This window comes from Lactiplantibacillus sp. 30.2.29 (genome assembly GCF_018991255.1).
Taxonomy (GTDB): Bacteria; Bacillota; Bacilli; order Lactobacillales; family Lactobacillaceae; genus Lactiplantibacillus; species Lactiplantibacillus pentosus.
Window position 1 is genome coordinate 36,204 of record NZ_JAGYGU010000003.1, and the last position, 17,314, is coordinate 53,517.

The 17,314-nt window shown below is 46.9% G+C and carries 11 protein-coding genes; 8 read left to right on the forward strand and 3 right to left on the reverse strand.

The features are described from left to right. Positions 1-123: 123 nt before the first annotated feature. Positions 124-1,032 (reverse strand): LysR family transcriptional regulator, encoded by a 909-nt coding sequence (locus tag KGF65_RS02740; RefSeq protein WP_056952205.1) that lies wholly within the window; start codon positions 1,030-1,032, stop codon positions 124-126. Positions 1,033-1,344: 312 nt separating this feature from the next. On the opposite strand from KGF65_RS02740, the gene KGF65_RS02745 reads away from it, so the two are divergent. The 4 genes from KGF65_RS02745 to KGF65_RS02760 all read left to right on the forward strand — a co-directional run bounded on the left by KGF65_RS02745 (position 1,345) and on the right by KGF65_RS02760 (position 7,463). After that, positions 1,345-2,988: a malolactic enzyme gene (locus KGF65_RS02745; protein WP_216748272.1), complete on the forward strand. Its 1,644-nt coding sequence runs from the start codon at positions 1,345-1,347 to the stop codon at positions 2,986-2,988. Positions 2,989-3,095: 107 nt separating this feature from the next. Then, positions 3,096-4,067, forward strand: a complete 972-nt coding sequence (locus KGF65_RS02750) for an AEC family transporter (protein ID WP_101873860.1) — start codon at positions 3,096-3,098, stop codon at positions 4,065-4,067. 1,260 nt (positions 4,068-5,327) lie between these two features. Next, positions 5,328-6,752, forward strand: coding sequence for an amino acid permease (locus KGF65_RS02755; protein WP_088769854.1), 1,425 nt, complete (start codon positions 5,328-5,330; stop codon positions 6,750-6,752). A 126-nt stretch (positions 6,753-6,878) separates the two neighbouring features. Continuing rightward, a complete protein-coding gene (locus KGF65_RS02760) occupies positions 6,879-7,463 on the forward strand; it encodes an ECF transporter S component (protein WP_003638137.1) in 585 nt (194 codons plus the stop codon). Between the two features lie 80 nt (positions 7,464-7,543). Here the strand turns inward: KGF65_RS02760 and KGF65_RS02765 are convergent, their stop codons facing one another. Next, on the reverse strand, positions 7,544-7,720 hold the full coding sequence (locus KGF65_RS02765) for a hypothetical protein (RefSeq protein ID WP_082230258.1): 177 nt from the start codon (positions 7,718-7,720) through the stop codon (positions 7,544-7,546). Positions 7,721-7,779: 59 nt separating this feature from the next. Beyond that, positions 7,780-10,746: an alpha/beta hydrolase gene (locus tag KGF65_RS02770; RefSeq protein ID WP_216748273.1), complete on the reverse strand. Its 2,967-nt coding sequence runs from the start codon at positions 10,744-10,746 to the stop codon at positions 7,780-7,782. Between the two features lie 419 nt (positions 10,747-11,165). Between KGF65_RS02770 and KGF65_RS02775 the strand changes: the two genes are divergently transcribed. The 4 genes from KGF65_RS02775 (at position 11,166) to cydC (ending at position 17,217) form a co-directional block, all read left to right on the forward strand. After that, on the forward strand, positions 11,166-12,605 hold the full coding sequence (locus tag KGF65_RS02775; protein ID WP_050338927.1) for a cytochrome ubiquinol oxidase subunit I: 1,440 nt from the start codon (positions 11,166-11,168) through the stop codon (positions 12,603-12,605). Then, positions 12,598-13,593 (forward strand): cytochrome d ubiquinol oxidase subunit II, encoded by a 996-nt coding sequence (gene cydB / locus KGF65_RS02780; RefSeq protein ID WP_101873856.1) that lies wholly within the window; start codon positions 12,598-12,600, stop codon positions 13,591-13,593. The genes KGF65_RS02775 and cydB overlap by 8 nt, the downstream gene beginning before the upstream one ends. Before the next feature lie 127 nt (positions 13,594-13,720). Then, positions 13,721-15,457, forward strand: coding sequence for a thiol reductant ABC exporter subunit CydD (gene cydD / locus KGF65_RS02785; RefSeq protein ID WP_050338925.1), 1,737 nt, complete (start codon positions 13,721-13,723; stop codon positions 15,455-15,457). After that, complete coding sequence (gene cydC / locus KGF65_RS02790) at positions 15,457-17,217, forward strand: thiol reductant ABC exporter subunit CydC (protein ID WP_216748274.1); 1,761 nt, start codon at positions 15,457-15,459, stop codon at positions 17,215-17,217. Before cydD ends, cydC begins: the two co-directional genes overlap by 1 nt. The last annotated feature ends 97 nt before the right edge of the window (positions 17,218-17,314 follow it).

The window sequence follows — 17,314 nt, forward strand, 5'->3', positions numbered from 1 at the left end:
CAGCCGGCCCCGGAAGTCGGACTAAGGCGCGCATCGACTGACGAACAGTAAGCCAACCACTGGCATGATTTAATCACAATTCATGATAAACTAATGCGCACAATGCGTTTCAAATACAACAACTTAGGATTCATTCGAATCGTCCTCATTGGGTGCCAACGTGTCGTGCATGATGGTCAATAGTTGGTGCTGGACCGGTGTCAAAATGTGGGTCGTTCGGTAGACGATGCTGGTGATGAACTCTGGTGGTTCGGTATCCATCAAGTCGAGGCGAACGACATCTTTGCGGTAGTGATCGACGATTCGTGTGAAAAAGCCGACGCCGACGTTTTCGCCAATCAATTTCATCAACACGTGGGTGTCATTGGAACGAAAGACGATGTTGGGACGGAAATGATTCCGGCGCGTGAGTTTGTTGAACGCGGTGTTATGGATGAAATTACTATTAAAGAAGACAAAGTTCTCACGGCGTAATTCATTGAAGTAAATTCGTTTGCGTTGGGCGAGTGGGTGGTCCTTAGAGACGTAAATACAGAAGGGTTGACGGTCAAATTCTTCCGCAATCAGAGTCTGATAAGCGAGTGGTTCGACTGAACCAAGTAAGGTCAAGTCCACTCGCCCGTCGCGCACGGCGTTTCGTAAGAAAATCGACCCGCCTTCCACCGTCTCCAGACTGGCAAGCAGTCCGGCTTCCGCCAATTTGGCACCGACTTTAGGAAAATAGTGATTTTCAATAATCGGCGGTAACCCTAAAATCAGTCGGTTTTGCGAGAGGTTATCAATCTCCTGATGAGCAATGCGCAGTTCGTGAAGCACGATTTTGGCGTGTTCAGCTAGTTGTGCGCCGCTCTCAGTAACGTGCAAGGTGTTCTGGATGCGGTCACGAATCACTAGTGGGGCGCCGAACTCAGTTTCCAATCTTTTGATGGCAGTGGTAATGGTTGGTTGGCTCACATTGAAAGTTTTCGCAACTTTTGAAAAATTTTTTTGAGAAATTAATTCATCGAAATAAGCTAAGTCTTTTGTGTTCATTTTTTATCCTTTCTAAATCAGCATTTATAGCGACCTTATTTAATTTATTTATATCATAACATAGTTTTGACTATAACATTTCCGGGGGTCTATAGTATGTTTTGTAAATTGATAGGAACAGTTTTCCCGCTCAGGCAAGTTTACTGACTGTTAACCAACTGTGTGGCAACCAAGCAATTTTGAGAGAGACATTCTCAAATGTTTGACGGACGACACGCTGGCTGTTATCTTATTGCATGTAAAATGATAAGAACAGTTTTTCCTGTTGATATAAGTTTATTGAAGCTCATTCAAAAATAGGAGGTCGCAGTAATGACAAAAACTGCAAGTACCATTTTAAATAACCCATTCTTAAATAAGGGGACTGCTTTTACTAAAGAAGAACGCCAAGCACTGGGCTTGACCGGGACGTTACCAAGTAAGGTTCAAACCATCGACGAACAAGCGACTCAAGCTTATGCGCAATTCAAGAGCAAGCCAAGTCGGTTGGAACAACGGATTTTCTTAATGAACCTGTTCAACGAAAACCGGACGTTGTTCTTCCACTTAATGGATGAACACGTGGTTGAATTCATGCCAATCGTTTATGATCCGGTCGTTGCTGATTCAATCGAACAATACAACGAATTATTCTTGGATCCACAAAATGCCGCCTTTGTTTCAGTTGATGCACCAGAAGATATTGAAGCTACTTTGAAGAACGCGGCTGATGGTCGCGATATTCGCTTAGTCGTTGTGACTGACGCTGAAGGAATCCTTGGTATGGGTGACTGGGGCGTTAACGGTGTTGATATCGCCATTGGTAAGTTGATGGTCTACACGGCCGCTGCCGGTATCGACCCATCTCAAGTCTTGCCTGTAAGCATTGATGCTGGGACCAACAACCAGAAATTATTGGATGATCCATTGTATCTAGGTAACCGTCACAAGCGAGTTTCTGGCGCACAATACTACGATGTGATCGACAAGTTTGTTGAAGCAGAACAAAAATTATTCCCAGATTCATTGTTACACTTTGAAGATTTCGGTCGTGGCAACGCGCAAGTTATCTTGGACAAGTACAAAGATCAAATCGCAACCTTTAACGATGATATCCAAGGAACTGGGATGGTCGTTTTAGCGGGTATCTTAGGTGCTTTGAACATTTCTAAGGAAAGTATCAAGGATCAAAAGATCTTGTCATTCGGTGCGGGTACTGCCGGCATGGGGATTGCCAACCAAATCCTCGATGAATTAATGCAAGCTGGTTTGACCGAAGAAGAAGCTAAGCAACACTTCTACGCTGTTGATAAGCAAGGTTTACTTTTTGACGATACTGAAGGCTTAACCCCAGCCCAAAAGGCCTTCACTCGTAAGCGTAGCGAATTTAGTAACGCTGATGAACTAACTAACCTTGAAGCCGTTGTTAAGGCCGTTCACCCAACAGTTATGATTGGGACGTCAACTCAACCAGGGACGTTCACTGAAAGCATTGTTAAGGAAATGGCTGCACATACGGAACGGCCAATCATCTTCCCACTGTCTAACCCAACCAAGTTAGCAGAAGCCAAAGCAGAAGATTTGATCAAATGGACGGACGGTCGCGCCTTAGTTGCCACTGGGATTCCAGCCGACGATGTGGAATACAAGGGTGTTACTTACCAAATCGGTCAAGGGAACAACGCCTTGATGTACCCTGGTTTAGGATTTGGTTTGATTGCATCAACGGCTAAAGTCTTGAACAGTGAGACCTTATCAGCTGCATGCCATGCCTTGGGCGGTATCGTGGATACGTCTAAGCCAGGTGCAGCGGTCTTACCACCAGTTTCAAAGATTACTGAATTTTCACAAACTTTAGCTGAAGTCGTTGCACAAAGTGTGATTGATCAGAAGTTAAACAAAGAACCAATTACGGATGCCAAACAAGCAGTTGCTGATATGAAGTGGGTTCCAGAATACAAAACCATCAGCAAATAGCGTCGGCAAATAAGAGATTGACAAGCCCATGCCGCGAGTTAGCTTGGCAGGTTAACGTCGCGAATGGCATCGGCAAATTAAGAGATTGTAAGAGGGTATAAGTGCACATGGCAGTTTTATGGAATTCGATTCAAAGCGTCCTAGTGGTCGTTTTGATCATGATATTAGGGTTTGTCTTACGGCGGACCGGTTGGTTTGATGACAAGTTTGCGGGGACGATTTCCAAGTTTATCAAAAACATCGCCCTGCCAGCGTCGATTTTCGTTTCAGTGTTGAGTCGGTTGACGCGTGGTCAGCTAGGGTCGTTTGCCGGCTACTTGGCCTACGCATTCTTAGCCGTCATCATTGGTTATGTGATTGCGTTTATCCTAGTCAAATTGATGCGGGTCAAGCCTGGTCGTAAAGGGATTTTCATTAATGCGATCGTCAACGCCAACACGATCTTCATTGGGTTACCTTTGAACATTGCGTTGTTTGGCGATAAGAGTATGACGTACTTCCTGGTTTACTATATTGTTAACACCGTTTCAACTTGGGCCTTCGGGGTATTCTTGATTTCTAACGATGATCCAACGAAGCCTAAGGAAAAGACGCACAACAAGATTGATTGGAAGAAAGTTATTCCAATGCCACTGGTTGGGTTCTTAGTCGCATTAGTTGTGCTATTGCTCAACATTCCAGTGATGAAGGTTGATTTCATCAGTTCAACCTTGACGTATGTTGGTAACTTGGTCACACCGCTTTCCTTGATTTATATCGGGATCGTGCTAGCGGATGCCGGGTTGAAGAGTATTCGTTTCGACCGTGATACGATCGTTGCGTTGATTGGTCGCTTCATCTTGTCACCAATCATCATGATCTTGGTCTTGATGGTTGCCGGCAACTTGGGTGCCAGCTTCCCAACCATGGCTTCACAAACGTTGATCGTTCAATCAGCAACGCCAATGTTAGCCGTATTGCCAATCTTGGCTAACGAAGCACATGGGGACGTCGAATACGCCACCAACATTGTCACAACTAGTACCGTCTTGTTCATCGTGGTTGTGCCAGTCTTGATGACCTTGATTCAATATATTTAATCCAAACTAGATTTATCGTTTAAAAGCGGCCTGTGATGGGCCGCTTTTTTTAGTGGGATACGCATTGTGCTGGTCAACTTGTCATGAATCATGATAAATCATGCTAGTTGGTGGATTCCTGTTCGTCAGCCGATGCACGCCTTAGTCCGACTTCCGGGGCCGGCTGACAACGCTGGAACAGGGCGGACATCGATTTGAACTCACGCAGAAAACCACTGCGCAATTTCAAATACGAGTCTTATTCTAAGCCGGAAGAAGACCACTTCCAGCTAAGAATAATTTGGCTACTGAGCATTGTCAGCCGGCCCCTACAGTCGGGAAGCCGCTCGAATGGCGAATGAACGGCCACCTATCTAGGTGCAATTGACCATTGAATATTTAGTGATTGGACCCTTTAGGCAAAAGTTTATTTGGTACGGATGAGGACTGATGGCATTAATTACTGAGAAGATCATCTGAATACTATTCACTCATCTCAATGCCACCAATTTCAAGGACAACTAGTCTTGAAATTGGTCGATAAAGTTGCCCTCGTTTAGAATTCAAAATTTTGTTATCTTAGACGGTTAGAGAAGATTTTGACAAGCAAGTTCAGTGAAGTTGTCAGTAATCTTAAAACATGGCTAAGAAAGTTTAGTTGTTTCAAGAAGGTAGTCTGACTGTTGAATGTCGAAATCACATTTGTTAAGAATCAACGACTAGCTCATCAAAAGATTGGGTCCGCACATGTCTGCCTTTCGAATAATATCCCGGCTGGAAGGTATTCTGGGGAAGGCCCAGTGGTGAAATTTCACTTAGCAAGCGTCTTGTGCTTGGTTAGTGAAAGACCAGTATTTAAGACGTGGGTTGTCGGCTTAAATCTGTGTCCACCACGTCACGGCCATTACCCAGAATGCCTGGAAGCCGCCCGAGGACGATCCTACCACTGCAAGTTTACGGTAACTCGCACTGTTCCCAGCGGGTCTCAGCTGGCAGCGCTTGAACTCATAAAATAGCACAATTTAATCATTTTTAATGCTAAATAATAATTAGCAACATATGTAGTAGTAGCTGAATTATTAAGCACAGCGTGAGATTGAAATTAGCAAATCTTATGAACAATTAATAAATTTGTTTAAAGTAACTAACTAAATAAAACGCTATCTTAAGGCGTTTTAAGATAATTTGCTTGAATTTTCTAGATTAACTTGACTAATCGCACAAAAATTAATAGAATTAAGCACGTTGCATTATTAAGAATTTGATTAGGAGGAACCCCATATGAAAGAGTCACGCCGATTGTTGGTCAAAAAGCCAGTCAATCCAGCGAGTTTTAATCAGGGCGGCCTCGCAAAAACGTTAAATGCCTTTAGCCTGACGATGATGGGAGTGGGGGCAATTGTTGGTTCCGGGATTTTTATCACGCCCGGAATTATTGCGGCCAAATATGCCGGTCCCGCTGCAATGTTATCCTTTGTGATTGCGGCGGTGGTTTGTTCGTTAGCTGCATTATGTTACGCTGAATTTTCCTCGACGATTCCGTTAGCTGGGAGTGCCTACACTTATGTATACACGGTCTTCGGTGAGTTTCTAGCTTGGATTTTGGGTTGGTCACTGATATCGGAGTATTTATTTGCCGTTTCTTCAGTCGCTGTCAGTTGGTCGTCGTATTTTCAAAATTTGATTAGTGGTTTCGGGCTCAAGCTACCGTCGTATTTGTCGGCGGCCGCGGGGACGGCTGGAACGAGTCACGCAGGCTTCAACTTGATTGCCTTTGTGGTCGTTTTAGCGGTATCGTTACTGTTGGTCGGCGGGTTGCAAGAATCGACCCGGGTCAATTCGATTATGGTAATTGTCAAAATTTTAGTGATTGTACTCTTTATCGCGGTTGCGATTTTCTTCGTGAAACCAGCCAATTATCATCCGTTCATGCCCCATGGGGTGAGCGGGTTAGTCAAAGGGGCATCACTTGCGTTTTATGCCTACATTGGGTTTGACGCGGTATCAACGGCATCCGAAGAGGTTAAAAATCCGAAGCGCAATATGCCTATTGGAATCGTTGGCTCATTGGTGGTTGCATCGATTCTCTACGTGGCAATGGCTGCCGTTCTGGTTGGGGTCGTCCATTATAGTCAATTAAACGTTGGGGATCCCGTGGCTTACGCGTTAGCTGTGATTCATCAGAATTGGGCCGCGGGCATTGTATCCCTCGGCGCAGTTGTTGGGATGACAACGGTGCTGATCGTCATGTTGTATGGTGGTACCCGGTTGCTCTTTGCCATCAGTCGGGATGGGCTCTTACCGAAGGCGTTTCGGACGGTCAGTCCACACACGAAAGTCCCTGTTAAGAGTACCTGGATTTTTGGTATCATCGCCAGCGTCTTTGCAGCGGTGATTCCGTTGGATAAGATTGCGGAGTTAGTCAACATCGGGACTTTATTTGCATTCGCTATGGTCTCGATTGGAGTCGTCTTCTTACGTCGTCATGAAACGCTACAGCAAATCAATAGTTCCTTCAAAGTGCCGTTCTATCCGGTGTTGCCGATTGTATCGTTTCTAGCTTGTATATATCTGATGATCAACTTGCAAGCCTTCACTTGGCACATGTTTGCCATTTGGCTCGTCATCGGGGTGGTCATCTACTTTAGCTACAGTTATCGTCACTCACGGATTCGTGCGGGCCTACGGAAAAAAGAATCAGAATAAAATTCGAAACTAGCTGCCAGCATTGGGGCTAGTTTTTTTGACGTTATATCGTTTGCGATTTGGCACCTGTCATATGCTATAATTAAGCGCGTAATTGAATGGAAAAGAGAGTTGAGGTGACTGATGATGCAGAGACGTTCAAACGCCTATCATATCAGTGTGTTGGCGGTACTAATGGCGATTGTGATCATTCAAAATATCGTGCCGTTTTTTGGGTACATTCCGTTGCCGGGATTGAGCATTACGACGATTCACGTGACGGTTATTATTGCCGCAGTGGTTTTGGGACCACGAGATGGCGCAATTGTTGGGGGCATTTGGGGAATCATTGATTGGATTCGCGCGTTCGTCGCGCCCACCAGTGCGTTAGCGCCAATCGTGTTTACCAATCCATTAATTTCAGTAGTGCCACGGATTTTGATCGGAGTGGTCGCTGGCTGGATTTTTATTTGGTTTCAAAAACGACAACACCGAACGCTGGGATTCACGCTAGCTGGTGTTGCTGGCGCTTTGACCAACACGATTTTGGTGCTTGGCTTGATTGGTCTGCTATACAGTCATCAGGCAGCGGGATTTTATCAAATCAATTTAAGTAAGCTAATGCCTTATTTATTAGCGGTCGTTGCCTCAAATGGGGTACCGGAAGCTATTTTAGCCGGGATTTTAACACCGCTGATTGGAACACCATTATTACGTTTTAAAAAAGCATAGATTGAGCTATCATTGCAAAATAAAATAAGCATCGCAGCAAACCCTCAATCGGGGTAATTTGCTGCGATGCTTATTTGACGTTATTTAACTGCCTGAACCTTCTTTTGACTGATAATGACTTTATTATGATACTTATCAATGATTTCAGGGTCGGTGCTGTTAAAGTTGATGAGATAAGAATTCGTGTAACTTTTGGCAATCGTACCGGTATAGGTTTGCCCCTCAAGTACGAACGAGACTGATGTTCCAATATCCATTATTATCATTCCTCACTGGTTATTGTTCATTCAGAATACCACAAAGTTGGGCCGCTGCGTTAAGCAAAACGCCGACGAATCCGTGTCCAAAGACCAGTGACAACAGCTAATAAACTGGCACCGAGCGCAGTCAACCATGATTGCGACGTCTCATCAGTTTGTGGCAAGGCTGGTGCTGATTTAGTCGTTGGTGAGCTGACCGGGGCAAGGTCTGAATCTGCCTCGGGCTTAGTCGTCGAAACGGCCGTTGGTGTCATGGCAATCTTTGCGTCAGCCGCGCTCAAATCTTCGCGTAGACTGGCAGTTACCACGGAACCACTGTGGTCGTGATTAACCAGCCAGTCATTGTTCGTGACTGCAGCATCGGTTTCAACATCACTCGTCTGGTCATCAGTAATATCAACGTCTTCGGGAGTTGCTTCTGCCAGCGATATGGTGTCATTAGCGGACTCATCCGTCGTTGTGACAGGTGCTAAACGGCCATTTTTGACGGTTGCTGAAGTTGAACCATCAGCGGTGGCAGTCGACTCATCCTGATCGTCGTCAGTAGTTGTGATATCTGGATCAGTTTGCGATGAATCGTTGCCATTAGTTGTACCATCTGCTGATTCAGCTGAGCCGGTGGCACTCGCTGAATTTTTGGCTGTGTGAGTCGTGTCAGTCGAACTGTCCGCACTGTTAGTCGTTTCAGTGGTATCAGTTAAACCATCCGTTTCATCAGTCGTATCTGTAGTACTGGTTTTGCCGTCTGTGTCAACAGTCGTATCCGTAGTACTGGTTTTGCCGTCTGTATTAACAGTCGCATCGGTCGTATGATCAATTGCATCAGATGTTTCCGTCGAGTCAGCACTAGGGTCGACATCGACCGCTTCATCTTCAGCTTCTGCCACCGATACTAATGGTGTGAGGAAGTCCTGCAGATGTTGTTGGTACTGAAGAATCGCGTTGTTTGCGGCCGCGTGACCACCAACTTGTCCGGGTAAAATCCAGACTTCTTGGTCGGCTGAATGATTAGCAGCGGCTAATTCAAGTGATTGCGTGTATGGAATGAACGCGTCATCTTCGGTGTGAATCAACAGCAGGGGAATCGTTACTTTGCTTGCCGCATCGACGGCGGATAAGTCGTCAACATTGAAGCCCTGAGTTTTAATCAAACGAGCGTTAATGGCAGCCACAATTTTGTCATACGATAAGAACGGCAAACTAGTAATCGCTGGTAACCCAACTGATTGAAGGGCGTTCGAGACGTAATTGATGGCCTTCGTGTACAGTGACGCACCCAATTCAGGTAAGGTCGCGTAACCGGCATCAGCGACCACCGCCTTGACCGATTTTGATAACCCCGGAACTGAAGCAGCCTCGAGCACGGTGTCAGCACCTAATGATTGGCCGTAGAAGACGACTTCACTGTTGGCGCCGTTGCGTTCGTCGACCATCTTGACCCAGTTCAACCAGTCATACTTATCCTGGTATCCAAAGGTCAAATCATCGCCGTCACTCAGGAATTGACCACGTTGGCTTGGCATTAGGATGTTATAACCCATGTCATACCAGATTTTAGAGACGTAGCCGATCCAGTCGAGATGTTCAGTCCAACCCTGACCAATAATAACGGTTTTGGTGGCATCGCCGTTTTGAATGTAGTAGGCCCGAACGTTTTGTGTCGGGTCGTTATATTCTGGCAATGTCCAAGTTTCTTTGGTGACGTTGTTCCACCACGTGACTGCGGCGGGGTAGTATTCTTCTGCCGCCGCCCGGTCAGTTGCGTAAGCCACGGGGTCGAGGCCTTCCCAAGTATTGGAAATGTCGTAGCGATGTTCATTCATTTCAGTACGTAAATTCGACAGCGCTTCTGAGCCACTTCCAGTGAAAACAATCGGGTAGATCAAGTTACCGACGATCGTGCTGGCAATCGTGGTTGGTAGTTCTTTGAGTTGGTCGACGATCGTGTTAAGCTTGGCCTTTGCCGCTGCTAATTTTTCTTGGACAGCGGATGTCGCTGCTTGGTTAGTTAAATCTTTGATTTCATTGACGATTGCGACGATATCACTGGCGTCTAACGTGACGGTCGTGGTTTCGTCCTTATTTGAAGTCGTGACCTTTTTCCAAGTGACACTATAAGGACCAGTTTGCTCAATCGTGATCGTGCTCTTTTGGTTGCCGGTTTGGTCATTGGTTTCATAAATCAAACCGTGGCCACTGTCAGTCGTTGTTAAACTGGTACTGGCGGGCGTAACGGCAGTCGTCGCTGCGGTAGTGTCGGCTGTAGCGTCTTCGGCGGTCGCGTCACTGTCAGTCGTAGCATCTTCGCCAGTCAGAGTAGTTGCAGCTGTCGTCGTACCGGTCGACGCATCGTCAGTTGTCGCATCATCAGTTGCACTTGACGTCGTGTTTGCTGCGGCATCCGTTGAAGCAGTCGTCGTATCAGCTTGATTGGCCATAGTGGTGGTTGTATCCACTGATGACGTTTCAGTTGAATTTAGCGCAGCACTAGTCTTGTCGCTAACGGCATCAGTTGTCGTTGTAGACTTCGTTGAATCCGCCGTGGCAGTGGCGTCAGTGCTAGTTTGATCTGTAACAGTATTATTAGTTGAGCCGCTGGTTACCGCATTATCAGTCGCGCTAGTGTTATTAGCCGCGTCTGCAACAGCGTCAGTCGTTGTTGTGGCGAGACTGGTCCGGCTGGTGGTGGCTGCTGTTGTAGCAGTCGTGTCATCGCCAGTGGTGTTGCTGGTACTGGTCTCAGAACTAGCGGTGACCGGCGTACTGTTCGTATCAGTTACCGAACTCGAATCAGCCGCAGTTGCCCCGGCAGCCTGACTGAGTTGGTCACTAGTGGTGGTATTGGGTGCGGAAGCCGTGGTCGTCGCACTCACGGGTGTCGTCGTGTCGGCAAGCGCATTGGTGGTCAGCATCAGCGTACTACCAAACCCCGCGATGGTAATGCCGGCATAGACCCAATGCTTGCCATCTTTGAACAATTTATAATGATCAATGGTGGCCGATGGTTGTGAATTCCTTTTCATATTATTTACTCCTCGTAACGTTTTAGTCTGCTGCACATTAAAAAATATAGCACGTCAGCGCGCGATTGTTCCCGTTTCCACGGTTTAAGTTGCGGAAACAGGGACTTTTTTAATAACGGCATCACTTGTTTATAGTGTGAAGTATATGGCTATATTGGTTAAAGTTGTCAAAAGCTTTGTAATGCCAATGGACAAACTAAAGTCGCGCAAAACCGTGAATTATCACGTGATTAGCAACAGACAATGTCAACTAACTAACTAGTATTTGTATTAATAGTGGCCTTGAAAATTAGCGACTTTGACTATTTTGGGAATAAAAGTTGAGATTGATTGAAATCTCACCTATCACTTGCTATTATTAAAGGTGAATAAGGTGTTTCCGCTTTCGTAGGGAATAAATTTATAAAGGGGGGACCATTATGAATCTCGGATTAAGTATCTTATCCTTGGCGCGCTTTCAATTTGCGATGACCACGGTGTTTCATTTCTTCTTCGTGCCATTATCAATCGGCTTAGCCTTGATTGTTGCAATTATGGAAACGGTATATGTTGTCAAAAAAGACATCATGTACAAACACATGGCACAATTTTGGGGCCGAATTTTCTTACTTAGCTTTGCCGTTGGTGTCGTAACAGGGATTATACAAGAATTCCAATTTGGGATGAACTGGTCTGATTATTCACGTTTCATGGGTGACATTTTTGGTGCACCACTTGCGATTGAAGCGTTGGTGGCATTCTTTATGGAATCCACATTTATTGGTTTATGGATGTTTGGTTGGGACCGTTTCAATGCCAAAATCCACTGTGCGTTTATCTGGTTAACGTCGATTGGGACGATGATTTCCGCAATGTGGATCTTAGCGGCGAATAGTTTCATGCAAAATCCGGTTGGCTTTATGATCAACACGAAGACTGGTCGGGCACAAATGACGAGCTTTGCCGCCGTCGTTAAGAACGAACAGTTATGGTATGAATTACCACACGTGTTGTTTGGCGCCTTTGTCACCGGTTCATTTGTGGTTGCAGGTATGGCGGCCTTCGCTTTGTTGAAGAAGAAGAATGTGACCTTCTTCCGCAAGTCGATTAAGGTCAGCTTGATCGTTGGTTTGGTTGCTTCTATCGGTGTGGTCGGCATGGGTGATTTACAAACACGCTACATTATTAAGGAACAACCGATGAAGTTTGCCGCAACTGAAGGGTTGTACAAGGACTCCGGTTCACCAGCTTCTTGGGCGGTGATCGAAGGTATGGATACCAAGAATCACAAGGCCAAATGGTCGGTTGAAATTCCATACGTCCTCGATATCCTCAGCTACCACAAGTTATCTGGTAACGTTAAGGGTCAAAATACGATCAACAAAGAGTTACACGCGAAGTATGATAAGAAGTTTGGTAAGGACATGAATTACTACGTGCCAACCAAGACCTTGTTCTGGAGCTTCCGGGTCATGACGGTCTCCGGTGGATTGTTCGCGCTGATTGCGATCATCGGGTTGTTCTTCGTTCGTGCGAAATCGACGTTGATCGAACGGCAACGCTGGTTCCTCTGGGTACTCGGTATTTGTACGTTCTTACCATTTGCCGCTAACACGGCTGGTTGGTTGATTACTGAACTTGGCCGTTATCCATGGGTCGTTTATGGCTTACTCACGATTGCCGATGCGGTATCGCCAAATGTCAGTGTTGCTTCGTTGTTGATCTCTAACATCGTCTACTTCTGCCTCTTCAGTGGCCTCGGAATTGTCATGATCGTCTTGTCACGGCGGGCCTTACATCAAGGACCAGATGACTTACTACAAGCTGCTGATGACGCATCATACGATCCTTATGGTAAGGAGGCGTTCAGTCATGAGTAACTTACAATTCTTATGGTTTATACTTGTCGGCGTGCTATTCAGTGGCTTCTTCTTCCTGGAAGGCTTTGACTTCGGGGTTGGGATGACCATCAAGAGTTTGGCACGGACCCGTGATGAACGGGACGTGGTGATTCACACGATTGGCCCACACTGGGATGCCAATGAAGTTTGGTTGATTACCGCTGGTGGGGCAATGTTCGCCTCGTTTCCAATGTGGTATGCTTCCTTATTCTCCGGCTTCTATCTGATTCTCTTGTTGATTTTAGTTGCCTTGATCATGCGGGGTGTCTCATTTGAATTCCGTAGCCGGATGGAAACTGAATCTGGTCGCAACTTCTGGGAATGGGCAGCCGCACTAGGTAGTTTCTTCGCTGCCTTCCTATTTGGGATGATGTTCACCGCGCTGGTCAAAGGGATGCCAATCAACGCCAATGGTGATATGACGGCGCACTTTACGGATTACGTCAACTTGTTCTCAATCGTCGGTGGGGTCGCAGTGACCTTGCTCTGCTACTTGCACGGTTTGAACTTCATTCGTCTGAAGACGACTGGGACGTTGCGTGAACGAGCATTGCAATGGGCCAAACCACTATACTGGGTGCTCTTTGCAGGTGAAGTGGTCTTTGCGATTCTACTCTTCTTCAATACGGATTTCTTCACGAAGAAGCCAATCTCAACAACGATTTTAGTGGTCGCATTGGTCTTATTGACCGTCTTAGCAACCTGGGGCGTTTATGGTAATCACGAATGGCTGTCTTTCATCAGCAGTGGCTTATCATTGATTGACGTGGTCGTCTTACTGTTCAACGGCTTATTCCCACGGGTGATGGTTGCCAACAATTCGGCTTACAGCATTCTGATCAAAGACGCGTCGAACTCACCATACACGTTACATCTGATGACGGTGATTTCCTTAACGGTCTTACCGATCATGTTGATTTACTTTATTTGGAGTTACTGGGTATTTTACAAACGCTTGGCATCATAATTTAATTTGATGACAACAGTATCACGGGGTGCGGTGGTACAATGAATTTAACAGCACCAACGGGGTCGCGACCCTGGCCTAGTGCCAGGGGGCGGCCCCGTTCATTTTAAGCGGGGAGGGATCGGATGTGTTTGATCCAGCGTTATTTAAACTACCGGGAATGCGCCGAGCAGCAGGTATTTTAGGCCTGCTGGCGGTCATCGAAGGCATTTGTATTGTATTTCAGGCCTACTATTTGTCGGTCGCCATCGTTGGACTATGGCACTTGCATGCCTTGTCCACGATTCTGCGGCCAATGCTGATATTTGCCTTAGCGTGGGTCGGTCGTCAGCTACTGGTCGTTATCAAAAATCGGGTGATGTACCCCTTGGTTGAGCGGACGAGTGGCGATATGCGTCGGCAAGTCATGCAAAAACTGTATCAATTAGGACCGGGCTACGTCGCGAAGACTGGGACTGGGAACGTGGTCACAACGGCCTTGGAAGGTATCGATAAGGTTCAAACGTACTTAATGTTAGTCGTCATCAAAGTGATCGACATGATGGTGATTCCGTGGATTATTTTAATTTATATTGCGGTATTGCGGTGGCGCGAAGCCCTCTTTCTATTTGCTATTTTTCCACTGATTATCCTCTTCATGATTATTTTGGGTTACGCCGCCCAAGCCAAGGCTGACGCACAGTATGTCGGTTACCAGCGGATGTCCAATCACTTTGTGGATACGCTACGGGGCCTACCAACGCTCAAACAATTAGGACTGTCGAAACGCTATGCGGATAACGTCTATCAAGTCAGTGAAGGCTACCGTAAGCAGACGTTAGCGGTCATCAAAATTGCGATGCTCTCGACGTTTGCACTCGACTTCTTCACGACGTTATCCATTGCGGTCGTTGCCGTCTTCCTAGGGTTCGGCCTGATTAACGGGACGATTAGCCTGTTGCCAGCACTCGTAATTCTGGTGTTGTCACCAGATTACTTCCTACCACTCCGGACGTTTGCGAATGACTATCACGCGACTCTGAATGGGAAAAACGCGTTTGCGGATGTGCAAAAGATGTTAGCGCTGCCGATTCCGACTGATCGTGAACAACTCGGAACGACGCCGATTCATTGGCAAGCAGATAGTACGTTAAGCTTACACGACGTCGATTTTAGCTATGACAATGATGATAAACTAGCGTTGAAGAAGATTGACCTCGAGGTGCACGGCTATCAACGGATTGGGATTATTGGTGCCTCGGGTTCAGGTAAATCGACCCTGATTAATTTGCTCGGTGGTTTCTTGACGCCAGTTGCGGACCAGGGTGAGCTTCAGGTCAATGGTCAAACCGTAACTCACCTGAGTCAACAGGCCTGGCAACAGAGCTTTTTCTACATTCCACAAAATCCCTATTTGTTCCATGCAACCTTAGCTGAGAATCTGGCCTTTTATCAGCCGCATGCGTCGCGTGAAGCGATTGAACAAGCGGCCGAAAAAGCCGGTTTAACGGCTTGGATCGCCACGTTGCCAGACGGACTCGACACCCAGATTGGTGAAGGATCGCGGGGTGTCAGTGGTGGACAAGCCCAACGAATCGCGCTCGCACGGGCCTTTCTGGATGATTCACGGCGAGTCTTACTATTTGATGAACCGACTGCCCATCTGGATATTGAGACGGAAGCGGCCTTGAAGGAGACGATTTTGCCCGTATTAGATGACCATCTCGTCTTCTTTGCGACCCACCGGCTACACTGGATCAATCAGATGGATTACGTGTTAGTGATGGACCATGGCCAAATCGTCGAACAAGGCACGCCAGCAGAATTGGCGGCACATGACGGCGCTTATGTCCGCTTGCGTGATGAAATGGTAGGTGCGATCTAATGAAAGATTTTTTAGCAACATTTAAACACGATACGTGGGTCATGCCATACCTGCGTAAGTACAAAAAATTACTCGCGTTGACGCTGTTTCTAGGCTTGATGACCTTCTTTTGCGGCTCAGCGCTGATGTTTAACTCCGGTTATTTAATCAGTAAGGCGGCGCGGCATCCGTATAATATCCTAATGATTTACGTGCCAATCGTGCTCACGCGGGCGTTTGGGATCGGCCGTCCTGCCTTTCGCTACGCAGAACGGATCACGAGTCATAACTGGGTCTTACGGATCGTGTCAGACTTTCGTAAGAAGTTATACCAAGCGGTCGCCAAGCACGCGGTCGCCATTCGGCAAAACTTTCAAACGGGGGATGTCCTAAGTATCTTGGCGGATGATATCGACCACATTGAGAACTTATATCTGCGGACGGTCTTTCCGACAGTGATCGCGTGGTTCATGACGCTGATTATCGTGATTGCGCTCGGCTATTTCAGTTGGTGGTTCGGATTGCTGATGCTACTGATGTTAGGACTCGTCGTAGTTGTGATGCCACTCTGGTCAGTGCTATTAAACGGCGCGCGGGAATCGCAGAGTCGTCAGATTCAACAGGGCTTTTATACCCAGCTGACAGATTCGGTCATGGGTCTCGGTGACTGGTTGATTGCGGGTCGGCAAGCCGATTTTTACCAACGGCAAACCAAGCCGATTGCGGCGATTGCTGCCCTTCGTAAAAAGGATCACCGGTTTCAATGGTGGCGTGGCTTTTCCATTCAAATTATTTTTGGTGTGATTTGCCTCGCCTTGCTCGTCTGGAGTAGCTTTTACTGGACGACGAATGCCGCTAGTTCTAACTGGATTGCTGCGTTTGTCTTATCCGTTTTCCCATTGGTCGATGCGATGCAGTCGGTGAGTCAAGGGGTCAGTGAATGGCCGACGTATCAACGTTCGATTAAACGGGTCAATGCTCTGGATACCACGCCGGTTGACGAACAGGATCAAACCGTCTTAACGGAGCCGTTCCAAGTCTTACGGGTCGCTGATTTGGACTTCAAATATCCGGGTGGCGGTCACGCAATTTTTGAACATCTTAACTTGACGTTGAAAGCCGGCGAAAAACTGGCACTATTAGGGCCTTCTGGAACTGGTAAGAGTACCTTACTCAAGCTGATTTTAGGGGATGTGACGCCGGATGCTGGGAGCATTCAACTCAATGATATTCCAATCGCACGCTTGCAAAAAGAACGGGCCGACTTGTTCGGTGTCTTGGACCAACAGCCGTACCTCTTTAACACCACGATCATGAACAACGTGCGGATGGGGAACTTACAAGCAACGGATGAACAGGTGAAAGCCGCTCTTAAAGCGGTTGAACTCGAACCCTTGATCACAAGCTTACCCGACGGCTACGAAACGGTCGTAGAAGAGGGCGGGGCGCGCTTCTCTGGCGGTGAGCGTCAACGGTTGGCATTAGCCCGCATCCTACTTCAAGATGCCCCAATCATTATTTTGGACGAACCTACCGTTAGTTTGGATCCAATTACGGAAGCCCACTTGTTGACGACGGTTTTCCGGGTCCTCAACGACAAGACCATTTTGTGGGTCACGCACCATTTAGCTGGTATCAACCACGTCGACCAAGTCCGGTTCTTGGAAGCTGGTAAGTTCGACATGGCCGGGACGCCGGATGAATTATATGCCACAGCCCCACGGTTCAAACGGCTCTATGATTTGGACCAAGGCCATGATAGCCGAGTGTCGGATAATTAAGTGGCTAGGTTGCAAACAGATAGGGTTGAATCGTAAGCTAACTGCCAGTCAACCGGCTAATTCGCATTATTTTTAGCGCCTCAAAGTTAGCCGTTAT